The organism is Streptomyces sp. NPDC091416, assembly GCF_044756845.1.
Lineage (GTDB): Bacteria > Actinomycetota > Actinomycetes > Streptomycetales > Streptomycetaceae > Streptomyces.
In genome coordinates, this window is the sequence record NZ_JBIVTU010000002.1 from 642,514 (window position 1) to 655,145 (window position 12,632).

The 12,632-nt window shown below is 70.8% G+C and carries 9 protein-coding genes and 2 tRNA genes; 3 read left to right on the top strand and 8 right to left on the bottom strand.

Annotated features, from left to right (window positions below):
* From ACIQMX_RS09730 to ACIQMX_RS09745, 4 genes are all read right to left on the bottom strand, one after another.
* A complete protein-coding gene (locus tag ACIQMX_RS09730; RefSeq protein WP_402476122.1) occupies positions 1-999 on the bottom strand; it encodes a carbohydrate ABC transporter permease in 999 nt (332 codons plus the stop codon).
* Complete coding sequence (locus tag ACIQMX_RS09735) at positions 996-2,369, bottom strand: extracellular solute-binding protein (RefSeq protein ID WP_402476125.1); 1,374 nt, start codon at positions 2,367-2,369, stop codon at positions 996-998. Before ACIQMX_RS09735 ends, ACIQMX_RS09730 begins: the two co-directional genes overlap by 4 nt.
* 143 nt (positions 2,370-2,512) lie before the next feature.
* On the bottom strand, positions 2,513-3,523 hold the full coding sequence (locus ACIQMX_RS09740; protein WP_402476128.1) for a LacI family DNA-binding transcriptional regulator: 1,011 nt from the start codon (positions 3,521-3,523) through the stop codon (positions 2,513-2,515).
* Positions 3,524-3,617: 94 nt separating this feature from the next.
* Positions 3,618-4,136 carry a hypothetical protein gene (locus tag ACIQMX_RS09745; RefSeq protein WP_402476131.1) on the bottom strand — a complete coding sequence of 173 codons (519 nt, stop codon included), beginning with the start codon at positions 4,134-4,136 and terminating at the stop codon, positions 3,618-3,620.
* A gap of 245 nt (positions 4,137-4,381) precedes the next feature.
* Here ACIQMX_RS09745 and ACIQMX_RS09750 point away from each other — a divergent pair.
* Positions 4,382-4,455, top strand: a tRNA-Lys gene (locus ACIQMX_RS09750).
* Positions 4,456-4,585: 130 nt separating this feature from the next.
* Positions 4,586-6,091 (top strand): MFS transporter, encoded by a 1,506-nt coding sequence (locus ACIQMX_RS09755; protein ID WP_402476134.1) that lies wholly within the window; start codon positions 4,586-4,588, stop codon positions 6,089-6,091.
* Here the strand turns inward: ACIQMX_RS09755 and ACIQMX_RS09760 are convergent.
* From ACIQMX_RS09760 to ACIQMX_RS09775, 4 genes are all read right to left on the bottom strand, one after another.
* Positions 6,071-7,747, bottom strand: coding sequence for an AMP-binding protein (locus ACIQMX_RS09760; protein WP_402476138.1), 1,677 nt, complete (start codon positions 7,745-7,747; stop codon positions 6,071-6,073). The genes ACIQMX_RS09755 and ACIQMX_RS09760 overlap by 21 nt on opposite strands.
* Before the next feature lie 26 nt (positions 7,748-7,773).
* Entirely contained in the window at positions 7,774-8,364 is a 591-nt protein-coding gene (locus tag ACIQMX_RS09765; protein ID WP_363068355.1) for a lytic polysaccharide monooxygenase auxiliary activity family 9 protein, read from the bottom strand.
* A 158-nt stretch (positions 8,365-8,522) separates the two neighbouring features.
* Positions 8,523-10,709, bottom strand: a complete 2,187-nt coding sequence (locus ACIQMX_RS09770; protein WP_402476141.1) for an SPFH domain-containing protein — start codon at positions 10,707-10,709, stop codon at positions 8,523-8,525.
* A gap of 25 nt (positions 10,710-10,734) precedes the next feature.
* A complete protein-coding gene (locus tag ACIQMX_RS09775) occupies positions 10,735-12,060 on the bottom strand; it encodes a peptidoglycan-binding protein (protein WP_402476145.1) in 1,326 nt (441 codons plus the stop codon).
* Between the two features lie 183 nt (positions 12,061-12,243).
* Here ACIQMX_RS09775 and ACIQMX_RS09780 point away from each other — a divergent pair.
* Positions 12,244-12,317 (top strand) — tRNA-Lys (locus ACIQMX_RS09780).
* Positions 12,318-12,632: the final 315 nt, after the last annotated feature.

Here is a 12,632-nt window from a genome sequence, read left to right on the forward strand (position 1 = left end):
TCAGCCCTTGGTCCGGGTCAGGCGCAGGTAGACGCCCGCGAAGAGTCCGAGCACCACGAACAGGAGCGTGCTCATGGCGCTGGCCAGGCCGAAGTCGTTGTAGACGAAGGCGTAGCGGTAGAGCAGCAGGAGCACGGTGACGGTGGCGTCGTCGGGGCCGCCGCCGGTGAGCACGAAGGGCTCGACGAAGACCTGCATGGTGCCGATGACCTGGAGCAGCAGCGTGATCATCAGGATGAAGCGCATCTGCGGGATGGTGACGTGCCACAGCCGCTGCCGGATGGACGCCCCGTCCAGTTCCGCCGCCTCGTACAGCTCGCCGGGGATACCGCCGAGCGCGGCCAGGTAGATGAGGGTGGTGGTGCCCATGTTGGCCCAGGTGGAGACGAGGACCAGGGACACCATGGCGAGGTTCTCCGACTCCAGCCACTGCTGGGCGGGGAGGTGGAGGACCTCCAGGGCGTTGTTGAACAGCCCGGGACCCGGGTCGTAGAACCAGCGCCACAGCAGCATGGTGACGATGGACGGCAGCATGACGGGCAGATAGACCGTCATCCGCAGGTACGAACGGCCGTGCCGCAGCTCGTTCAGGACGACGGCGGTGGCGAGCGGGGCCGCGAAGCCGAAGACGAGGGCGAGCAGGGTGAAGTAGCCGGTGTTCTTCCAGGCGGTGAGGAAGGCGGGATCGTCGAACAGCCGCTGGAAGTTGTCCAGACCGACCCACTGGGCGGGCTCGGCGAAGGTGACCTGCTGGAAGCCGAGCACGAAGCCGTGGACGATCGGGTACCAGGAGAACAGGGCGAAGCAGAGGATTCCGGCGGCGAGGAAGAGGTACGCGACGAGGTTCTCGCGGACCGCCCGGCGCAGCCGGGAGTTGCCGGGCCGGGGGGCCACGGTGGTACGGGGCGGGGCCGGGGGCCCGGCACCGGCCGGGTCCCCCTGCTCCCGTCCGGTGCTCTTCGCCACGGCGGTGGTGAGCGGCGGCACGGTCATCGTCACTTCACCGTGGCGAGAATGGTGTCGGCCTTCTTCGCCGCGTCCGCCAGGAGCTGGTCGATGTCGGCGTCCTTCTTGGTCAGCACTGACTGCATGACGCCGTCGAGCACGGTGTAGAGCTGCTGGGCGTTGGGCGGCTCGACCTTGGTCTCCACCTGGGCGTTGCGGTCGACGAAGGGCTGGTAGTTCTTCACCGGGGTGTTGGCGTACTGGGCGTGGATCCGGTCGATCTCGGCCTGGGTGTCGCCTGCGAACAGCCGGGGCTGCGGGAGCCCGATCGGCACGCCGTCCGTCTTGGCGCGCTTGCTGTCGACGGCCTCGCGCTCGGGGCTGCGCAGGTACTTCCACTGCACCCAGGTCAGACCGGCCTTGATCTTCTCCGGGGAGGCCTTCGGGTTGAACATGAACCCGTCGCCGCCGCCGAGCGTCGCCGTGCCGGGCATGGCGGCCAGGCCGTAGTCCTCGTAGCTGCGCTCGAACTGCTTGACGATGGTGGGGATGTTGTCCGGTCCAGCCATGTACATCCCGAGCTTTCCGGAGCCCATCATCTTCTGGACGTCGGCTATCTCCAGCAGCTGGCGGGTGCCCATGCTGTTGTCGGTCCATCGCATGTCGTGCAGCGCCTGGAGGGCCTTGTGTCCGGCGTCGCTGTCGAAAGCGGCCTTCCACTTGCCGTTCTGCCGCGTCGCGACGTCGCCGCCCATGGAGTAGATCCATGAGGTGAGGTGCCAGCCGCCCTGGTTGTTCTTGCTGTAGTCGGCGTATCCGACCGTGCCGTCGCCCAGCGCGCTGATCCTCCTGGCGGCGGTGCGGACCTCTTCCCAGGTGGTCGGCGGCTTGTCGGGGTCGAGGCCGGCCTTCTTGAACAGGGCGCGGTTGTAGAGCAGCCCGAGCGAGTAGTTGCCGGTGGGCAGTCCGTACGTCTTGCCGTCGGCGTCCTTGAAGACCTTCAGCAGGGCCGGGTCGATGTCCTTGGAGAACGGCACGTCGGCGACGTACGCGCTGATGTCGGCGCCCTGGCGGCGCTGGATCAGCCCGGCGGGGTCGGTGAAGTAGACGTAGTAGACGTCCTCCAGCTGGCCGCCCGCGAGCTTCGCGGCGAAGGTCTTCGGATCCATCTGGCCCTCGCGGGCGTCGATCCTGATCTTCGGGTGGCTCTTCTCGAAGGCCTTCACGTCCTCCATGAAGTTCTTGCGGTCGACCGGCTGGGTCTTGGCCGGCATGCCGTTGACGCTGATCGTCACCACGCCGTTCTTGTCCACGCCGGAGGACGAGGAGGGTGATCCACCGCAGGCGGTGAGAGCGAGGGACAGGGCGACGGCCGTCGCCGAGCCGAGAAGCTGACGTCTGCTGATGCCGGACGAGCCATCCATGCGAATCGTGCCTTCCTGGGTGCGGGGCTGTCGGACCCCGAGCGCGTTGAGCTGCGCTGAAGGTAGAAGCCGGTTACGCAAGAAGTCAATGCATCAACGCAAGAAAGTAATCTTCTTGACCTCGGGCGGTAACGCCGCCGTGCTCAGCGGGGGCGTGCCGCGGTCGAGCCGCGGACGATCAGTTCGGTGTCGAACATCATCAGGTCGTTTGCACTGGCATGGCCGTCGATCTGCGCCACGAGCGCGGCGACCGCGGCCGCCGCCATGGCCTGGACGGGCTGCCTGGCCGTGGTCAGCGGGGGCTCGGTGGCCACCATGAACGGGGAGTCGTCGAAGCCGACGACCGAGAGGTCCTTCGGCACCGAGAGCCCTTGTCTGCGGGCGCCCCGGACCGCACCGAGCGCCAGCGCGTCGCTTGCGCAAACGATTCCGGTGACCCCTTCGGCCAGCAGCCGGGGCAGCGCGGTGGCGCCGCCCTCCATCGTGAACAGCGCATGCGCCACCAGCCGCCGCCAGTCGTCCGGCGCCACCCCCCGCCGGCTGCAGAAGCCCGCGAACCCGGCCAGCTTCCGGGCCGACGGGACGTGCCCGAGCGGCCCGAGGATCATCCCGATCCGCTCGTGCCCCAGCGCGGCCAGATGAGTCAGCGCCTGTTCGGCGGCCAGGGCGTCATCCACCCGGACCTGAGCCACACCCAGGTTCTCGTCCGCCGCGTTGAGCAGCACCATCGGCACCTTGCGCTCCCGCAGCGCCCGGCCGTGCTCGGGGCCCGCGTCGGCGTAGCTTGCGCCGATGAAGACGATGCCGCCGATGTTCTGGTCCAGCAGCATCTCGATGTAGTGCGCCTCGGAGACGCCGTCGGCTGTGCGGGTGCACAGCACGGGTATCAGCCCGCGCTTGTTGAGCAGCCCGCACAGGGCCTCGGCGAACGCGGAGAAGACCGGGTTCTGCAGATCGGGCACGACCAGGCCGATCAGCGCCGCACGCGGCGAGCGGTAGCGCAGCGGTCGTTCGATGCCGCACACGTCCAGCGCGCTCAGCACCGCGTCGCGCGTCGCGCTCGCCACGTCCGGGCTGCCGTTGAGGACGCGGCTGACCGTCGCCTGGCTGACACCCGCGAACTCGGCCACCTGGGAGAGTCGTCGTTTCGTCACGGGCCCACCCTACAAAGCTCTACGCAAAAAGAAAGATCACTTACGAAAGAAAATGACTTTCCTTGAGGAGCGGAGGGCTCGACGGTGCTCGACGTCAGGCGGCCCGGCAGAACCCCGCGGCGCCGGCCGGGGTCAGGACGTGGCCCTCCGCCGCGCACACGGGACGGGCGGTGGCCGCGCCCTCCGAACGGTTCCGCGCGAAGACCACAAGGCGCAGCACCGCGAACCGCGCGACACCGGCGAGCGCCGAGGCGGACAGGTAGACGACCTGCTCGACCACCGCCCCCGGCGCCTCCACGAACCGCTGGAGCGCGAACATCGCCACGCAGGTCACCCCGTAGGCCGCCGCCGCCGATCCGGCCGACTGCCCATGCTGCCGCCAGGTCGCACGGCCGCCCGCACCGAAGGTGAAGCGGGCGTGCAGCTCGGTGGCCAGGAGTGTGGACACCACGGTGATCAGGGCGTTGGCCAGGGCCCAGGGCATCCAGGAGGAGAGACCCGCCACGGCGAAGCTGGAAGCGACCCCGACGCCGCCACCGCAGAGCACGAAGCGGGCGAAGGCGGCGAGGGCGCCAGGTGCCGCCGACTGCCGCTGCTGCTGCATTGCCTGCATGACGCATCCCCCTTGACAGTCCACCCGCACCTGAAGCGAGAGCCCTTCGCCCCGCAGGACCGCGGACTCGTTCGCAGTGATGCCATAATGGCACACGCGCGACACCATCGCGAGGTCATATGGCACCTCACGGTGCCGAACTTGGCACCACGAGGCACCCAGGATCGCGAATGCGCAGGTCACCGGGGTCTCGGACGCGTGTCATCAGCACCCCTGGAGACCAGGTATTATTTTCGAGTCAGCAAGCGCCGCTAGCTCAGTTGGTTAGAGCAGCTGACTCTTAATCAGCGGGTCCGGGGTTCGAGTCCCTGGCGGCGCACAGACAACACACGAGGCGGTCTCCGTTCAACGGAGACCGCCTCGTGTGTTTTGCGCTGCCCGCCGCCATATACGAGCGTTTTACACAGCCGTACTAGACACATGTTTTAAACGCTCGTATATTCCCTGGCATGACGAACCCACCGAGCACCGAAGCCCGTCCCGGCGACCTCGCCGGCCGCCGGGAGTGGACCGCCTTCGTGGTCCTGCTCCTGCCTCTCCTCCTCGTCTCGATGGACGTGTCCGTCCTCTTCTTCGCGATCCCGTCCATCGACCGGGACCTCGCACCCAGCGCCACCCAGCAGCTCTGGATCTTCGACGTCTACGCCTTCGCGCTCGCCGGTCTCCTCATCACGATGGGCTCGCTCGGTGACCGGATCGGCCGGCGCAAGCTGCTGATGTTCGGCGCGGCCGCCTTCAGCACGGCTTCGGTCGGCGCCGCCTACGCCACCAGCCCGGAGATGCTCATCGCGGCCCGCGCGCTGCTCGGGATCGGCGGGGCGACCCTGATGCCGTCGACCATGGGCCTGGTGCGGAACATGTTCCGCGACGGCAGGCAGCGCGGCCGGGCCATCGGCATCTGGTCCGGCGCCATGGCGGGCGGGATCGCGCTGGGCTCGGTACTCAGCGGCGTCATGCTGGAGCACTTCTGGTGGGGATCGGTCTTCCTGGTCAACGTGCCCGCGATGGTGCTGCTCCTGATCCTCGTGCCGGTCCTGGTGCCGGAGTTCAAGGACCCGGACCCGGGCCGCTTCGACTTCCTGAGCGTGCCGCTGTCCATGGGCTCCGTCCTGCCGGTCGTCTACGGGGTCAAGGAGACCGCCGCCGAGGGGATGGACCTGCGCAACGGGCTGGTCATCGCCGCCGGGCTCGCTGTCGGACGGGTCTTCGTCCGGCGTCAGCGCTCCCGCACCGACGCCCTGATCAGCCGGGAACTGTTCCGTGACCGGAACTTCGCCGCCGGGATCGGGCTGAACGCACTGGCCGCGTTCGCCATGATGGGTGCCTCCTTCTTCACCACGCAGTACCTGCAGTCCGTGCTCGGGATGAGCACGATGGAGGCCGCGCTGTGGAGCCTGGCCCCGTCCCTGGCCGTCGGCGCGGCGGCGCCCGCGGCCACCGCGATCGCCCAGCGGACCGAGCACGCCCGGGTGATCTGCGCCGGCTTCGTCATCGCCGCCGCCGGATTCGGTGTCCTCGCCCTGTCGGGCACGGACTCCCTGGCGATCCTGCTCATCGGCTCGGCCGTGATGAGCTGCGGGATCGTCACCGTGATGGCGCTCGTCTCCGACCTGGCCCTGTCCACCAGCCCGCCGGAGAAGGCGGGCTCGGCGGCCTCGCTGCTGGAGACGGGGCAGGAGTTCGGTGGCGCGCTGGGGATGGCGCTGCTGGGCGCGGTGGCGACCGCCGTGTACACCGCGGACATGCCGGACGCGGCCCCGGAAGTGGCCCGCAGAACACTGCCGGGGGCGCTGTCCACCGGTGACGGCTCACTGGTCGCGATCGGGCGGGACGCCTTCGTGCACAGCATGCAGTACGCCTCCGTGGCCGGCGGGCTGCTCCTGCTGGCGGGGGCCGTGCTGGCCGTGACGCGTCTGCGCCGGACGGCCGCCGCCTCAGAGCCCTCCGCCCTGTGAGGACAGCAGGTCATGACGCCCGTGCTCCTCGTACTCCCGCACCAACGAGGTGAGTTGTACGTCTCCGAACGGTACGTACGCGCCACCGCCCCCGTTCCACCACAGCGGCCCGCCGGACCAGAACCCCTCTCGGCGCAGCCCGACCCGATGCACCTTGTTCGTCGCGGTGACCGGCATCGACCGGACGACGCGCACGAACCGGGGGGCCATCTTCGTCCCGAGGTCGGGCTGGTCGCGGAGGAAGGCGGCGAACGCCTCCGGATCGAACCGCGCCCCGTCGCGCAGTGCCAGCGCCGCCATGACCTGGTCCCCCGCGACCGGGTCCGGCACCGCGTAGACGGCGACGGCCGCCGCGTCGGTCCAGCGGGCCAGGATGTTCTCGATCATCGCGGCGGCCAGGTTCTCGCTGTCGACCCGCAGCCGGTCCTCCGTACGGCCGGCGAAGTACAGGAAGCCGTCGGCGTCGCGGAAGAAGAGGTCTCCGGTCCAGTACCAGCCGTTGCGCACCCGGGCGGCGTCCGCCGTCTCGTTGCGCCAGTACCCCTCGAACGGGGTGCGGCCGCGGTTGACCAACTCGCCTATGGCGGCCGCCCCGTTGGCCAGGGTGCCGCCCGGGCCGAAGACCGCGGCGACGCGCTCGCGGCCGGTCTCGGGGTCGACGACCGCGAGGTCGTCGCGGTCCGACGCCCGGCCGATCGCTCCCGGCGGGGTGTCCGGCGTCCGCTGGATCGCCGCCCCGCCCTCCGAGGAGCCGTAGCCCTCGACCAGGCGCACCCCGAACCGCTCCCGGAACCGCGCCGCATCCACGGCGCCGGCCTCGGTACCGAAGCCGAGCCGCAGCGGGTGCTCGCGGTCGTCGGGGCGCTCGGGGGTGGCCAGCAGGTACTGCACGGCACGGCCGACATACGTGAAGTACGTGGCGCCGTGCGCGCGTACGTCGTCGAGGAAGCCGGACGCGGAGAAGCGGCGGCGCAGAGCGACACAGGCTCCGGCGGACAGGGCGGGCGCCCAGTCGGCGATCACCGCGTTGCCGTGGAACATCGGCATGCAGATGTAGTGGACGTCCTGGCGCCTGATCGCGAAGTGGTCGACGAGCGAGCGCCCCGCCGCCGCCAGCCGCCCCTGGGTACAGATCGCGGCCTTGGGCGCACCGGTGGACCCCGAGGTGAAGTACAGGAGCATCCTGGTCGCGGGGGCCGGCCGCTTCAGGACGGTGTCGCCCGGCCGCGCCCCGGCGTAGGGGGCGAGGAGCGCGGCGTACGCGTCGGTGTCGGTGACCAGGACGCGCACACCCGGCAGCGCGAGGCCGTCGAGCAGCGGCAGATGGGCGCGCTCGGTGATCAGCACCCGGCATTCGGTGTGCAGGATGTCGCGGGCCAGTTCGGCGCCGCGGCGGGTGGGGTTGATGCCCGCGACGGCGGCCCCGGCCAGGGCCGCCGCGCTCAACCACAGCGGGAATTCAGGGGTGTTGTCGAGCAGCACCCCGAGGTGCGGTTCGCTGCCGGCCGGCAGCAGTTCCGCCAGGAGCGCGGCTCGCGCAGCGGCTCCCGAGGCGACCTGGTGATGAGTGAGGACGGTGGCCTCATGTCTCAACCCGGGCCGATGGTCGCCCCATTGGCGCTGAACGAGCTCCGCGACGGTGCCTGCGCTCCCCATGGCGCCGCACGGTAACCGACCAGGCGTCAGAACTGAACATCCGAGCAGGCGTAGAACGCGTTGGCCGTGTCGGCGATGTTCCAGACGCTCAGGATGATGTGCTTCCCGGTCTTCTGGGTGGGGATGGTGCCCTGCTGGGTCAGGGTCGCCGGGGGCTGCTGGTTGTTGTACGGCACCGTCATGAAGGGCTGCGCCTCCAGGTCGGACCGCTTGAGCGGCTTGGTGGGGTCCCAGCCGTTCTTGGTGATGTAGTAGCGGAAGTCGGAGGTGGCGTGCCGGGCGGTGAACTGCCAGCGGAAGCTGAAGCCCTGGCCCGCCGTGACCTTCGTGGCGGGCCAGTTGCCGCCGCGCGGGTCGTCGAGCTGGGCGAACTCGCCGTGTCCGCCGGAGCAGATCGCACCGTCGGCGGGTCCGGCCGCCGGGAAGCCCTTGGGCCCCTCGACGCTCTGCGGCTCCCACTGGATGTTGCCGCAGCCCGTCACCGTGCCGTTGGCACAGAGCTTCTGACGGCTGATGGGGTTGTCCGTGTAGCCGTGGCTGCTGGCACTGCCGGTCGCGAACATCGAAACGCTCGCTACCGCAAGGCCGACCAGGGCCGCGCCTGTCTTCTTACGCATTGCTGCCGCTCCTCGGAGATGTGGGGGAGGTTCCATGAGCACTGCTACGCGCGTGTCGTGCGGTCTAGACCAAGGCCTAGGTTATGGACGCAGCATGAACATGTCCAGACCAATGAGAGCTGGATTCCGGTTGCCTCCGAGGCGCCGGGCAGCGGGGTTCAGGCGCTGTCCCCGCCACTGCGGCCGGTGTAGAAGGCCACGGTCAAGTCCTTGACCAGGGACTTGCGTTCGTAGTCGTCGAGCTCCACGAGGCCCCGCGCGGTCAGCCGGTTGACGGTGTCGTCCACGGCGTCCACCACCGAAGTCAGCACGCTGTCTCGGTGCTTGGCGTCGATGGCCGCGATCCGTCGCCGCTGCATGGCCGCCGCGACCTCGGGGGCGTACTCGATCCCGGTCGGCTGCGCGGAGTACACCTCGACGCCGACCGGTTCGCAGTCCGCCTTCAGCATCCGGGTCAGCGCGTCGCCGACCGCCTCCGCGTTGCGCAGGGTGTGCGCGTCCTCGTGGAAGGCGTCGGCCGGCAACTGGGACAGGACCCGCGCCATGGCCGCCTCGACCTGCTCGCGCAGGTACTCCTCGTGATCCTCGATGCCCAGCGTCGCCCGCACGGTGTCCTTGACCCGCCACACGACGAGGACGACGACCCGCAGCGCGGTGCCGTTGGCGTCCATCGCGGGCAGCGGCTCGCTGCGCCAGTGCCGCAGCCGCACATCGACCCGGCGGCGCAGCAGCAGCGGGCTGACCCACATCAGCCCCGTCCGCCGCACGCTGCCCCGGTACCTGCCGAAGAGCGTGAGCACCCACGTGTACCCGACCCGTCCCCGGCTCAGACCGCCGAACGCGAAGAGCACCAAGGTCACCAGCAGCGCGAGCCCCGCCCAGGTGCCGATGCCGAGTCCGTCGTACGGGCGGGGGCCGACCCCGATCCGCGACAGCACGCGGGCCGGCAGCGCGCCGGTCCACCACAGGATCCCGCCGGTCGCGGCGATCCCGCCGAAACCGGTCAGCACCGCGACCCAGCCGGGCAGTGACGGCCCCGGCCGCTCGTGGAGCCGCGGGTCGGCATCCGGCGCGGGCCTGGTCGAGGGCCGCACCTGCGGATTCCTCGGCACCGGTGCCCGCCGGACACCGGCCGGCTGCTCGCCTTCGGGGGCCGTGCCCACGACGGTGGCGGGCAGCGCGGCGGCGTCCGCCCCGGCCTCGTGCTCCTCACGGAAGAGCAGGTGCACGGGGATGGAGGCGGTGCGCTCGTTGGCGATGACCGCCTGGTGCCGGCCGGTGTCCACGCGGGCGTCGATACGGATCTCGCCGGTGTCCTCGCCCGTGAGCACGGGGGCGGACGAGGCCGGAGCGAGGGTCGGGGCGGGGGCCGGGGCGGAGTCATCGGCTGCGACGGGCCGCCCGGGAGCTGCGGCAGGCCCGTCGGCCACGGCGAGCCCGGGGGCTGCGGCGGGTTCGTCGGCTACGGCGAGTTCGGGGGCTGCGGGGGCTGCGGCGGCCATGGCGAGTTCGGGGGCTGCGGCGGGCCCGGGGGTCTCCGTGATCGCGTGGACCTCAAGGGCCTCCGGAACCTGAGGGGCCTCGCGCATCTCGCGCATCTCGCGCATCTCAGGGTCCTCACGCACCTCCGAGACCCCGCGCATCTCGCGCACCTCCGGGGCTCTGCGCACCTCCGGTGTCTCACGTACCTCGCGCACTTCCGGGACCTCGCGCACTTCCGGGACCTCGCGCACCTCCGGCCCCCCGCGCACCTCACGCACCTCACGCACCTCCGGTGCAGGCGCGGGCAGCAGTTCGGAGACGTGCGCGCCGGCATCGCGCAGCAGCGGCGGTCCGGCGGTGCCGGCTCCGAGGTCCGGCCGGGAGATCCGGCCGGAGCGTGCGGCCTCCCGCTCCGGGGCGCTCCCCGTCGCCTCCATGACCGGCCCCGCCCCCGGCGCCCCCACCGACGCCGGAACCGACACGGACGCCGAGGTCGCCCCGAAACCGGCGCCCCCGGGTTCGCGGTCACGCTCGCCCGGCACCAGGTCGAGCACGAGGTCGACGACGGAGTCCGGCCCGGACACAGGCACCTGCGCCGGACCGGGGCCGGGCGCGCCCGGCCCCGCGTCCGACGGGCCCGGCAGCCCCGCGTCCGGCATCGCCGGCCCCCGTGGCTCGTCCGCCGCCGGCCGGCCGCCCGATCCGGCGCGCTCCCCCGCCGCCGCCCAGGCGTCCGTGACCCGGCCCGCCCCTTCCGGGCCCACCCATTCCCGTACCGGGACCGCCCCGTACCTCTCCTCCCCGTACTCCGGGTCCTCCCGGTTCTCCGGGTTCCCGGAGCTGTCCGACACCGTGGATCGCATTACCGCCTCCGTCATGTGCGTCGTGTCACGCGAAGAGTCGCCGCCAGGTCTCCGGGCCCGGATAGCCGTCGGCCTCCGTGCTCCGCCAGCCCTGGGCCTTCTGGAAGGCCTCGACATTGCGTCGGTCCGCCTCGGTCCACCGAGAGCCCGGGCCCGACAGGTAGTACTTGCCGTATCCCTTCTTCACCAACTGTTTGCCGAGCTTGTCGACATGGCTGTTGGACTGACCCGGCCGGAAATAGCCCCGCCCCGGGAAGGCCGGGACCGCGGTGGAGCCGCCGGGCCCGGCCGAGCCGCCCGCGGCGGGGATGTCGTGGCCGATTCCGTTCGCCAGCAGGCGCCAGGTGTGGGGGCCGGGGATGCCGTCGGCCTCCTTGCCCTTCCAGCCCTGGGCCTTCTGGAACGCCTGGGTGGCCCGCCGGTCGGCGCTGCCCCAGGCAGGGCCGGGGCCGACCTTGTAGAAACGCTTGCCGCCCCGGTCGACGAGCATCCTGCCGAGCCGGGTGACGTAGTCGTTCTTCGTCCCGGCGCCGAACTTCGCGGCACCCGGGAACTGCGTCTTGGACGAGCTGCTGCCACCGCTTCCGCTCGTCAGGCCCTTGTAGCGGTAGGCGACGTAGTTGCCCGAGTTGGTCCAGTACGCCATGGGCGTCGTCTGCTTGCGGGTGTGCGGCTTGGTCTGCTCGTACGCCGTGTAGTGGGTGTGCGTGTAGTCGGTCCAGCCGCCGAAGACCGTGACGTGCGAGCCCTTCCCCGGGTCGGCCGGGTTGTGGAAGAGCAGGATGTCGCCCGGCTGGAGTTCCTCCCGGGCGATGCGCGTCCCGTAGGTGGCGAGGCTGCCGGTCCATTCGTTGCCGGGCAGGTTCCAGGCCATCGACACATAGCCGGAGCAGTCCTGGCGGTACCCGTCCGACCAGTACTTCGTCATGCTGTACGGAACCTGCGCGGTGACCCACTTCTTCGCGCGGTTGATGATGTCGGCCCGGGTGGTCGTGCGCGGCGTGGATGTCGACGCCGGTGGTCCGGAGGCGCCCGCACCCTGTAGTGGTCCCGGTCCGCCCTGCGGGCTGTCCGGCCCCGGCTCGGCGGGACCGTCGGCCGCGTCGGCCGCCTGGCCCGGGTCCGTCACCGGGGCCGGGTCGGCCGCCGCGCCCGCGGCTTCCGCGAGACCGGCGCTCAGCACCACCCCGGCGGCGGTGACCAGCACCATCGCGCGTCGCGCGCCGTGCGCGGCCGGATGCCCTCCGTACCGCGTCGGCAGTCCGGCAGCAGCGGCGCGCCGTTGGACGGCGCACCCCGCACACATGCAGTCGATGTCAGGTACGTACTCCTCGAAGGCCGGCACAGTCATGCGATTCCCTCCGCACTCGTCAAGATCTTTGGGCGCATCTGTACGGGCGTCAGTGTCTCAACTCTCCTGACATATTGCATTTTGACGGACAGAAGAGAAAAAACGACCATCCGACAGGCCGTGGCGGAGGGGAAATGGTCAGGAGCACGGCCGGATGTCGGGTAGAGTTCTCCAGGTCAGCAGGCGCCGCTAGCTCAGTTGGTTAGAGCAGCTGACTCTTAATCAGCGGGTCCGGGGTTCGAGTCCCTGGCGGCGCACGCAGAGTCAAGGCCCCCTCACCACGCGTGAGGGGGCCTTGCTCGTTCCCGCGCCTGCCGCCACTCCCCGCCGGACACCGGCGCCGCCCCTCGCGCAGATACCGACACCGCCTCTCACACCGAGCCCTGGTGCCAGCCCTACCCAGGCGCCCGCCGCCGCACCCTCGCACAGACGCCCGCCACCGCGCCCCGCGCGGACGCCTCCCGCCACGCCCGTCGCGCAGACGCCACCCGGCGACCACTTTGCTCACGCACAGTTCACACTCGCCCGACAGGCGGCCATCACCCGGCTTTCCGGCGGCGCGAGGAACCCTC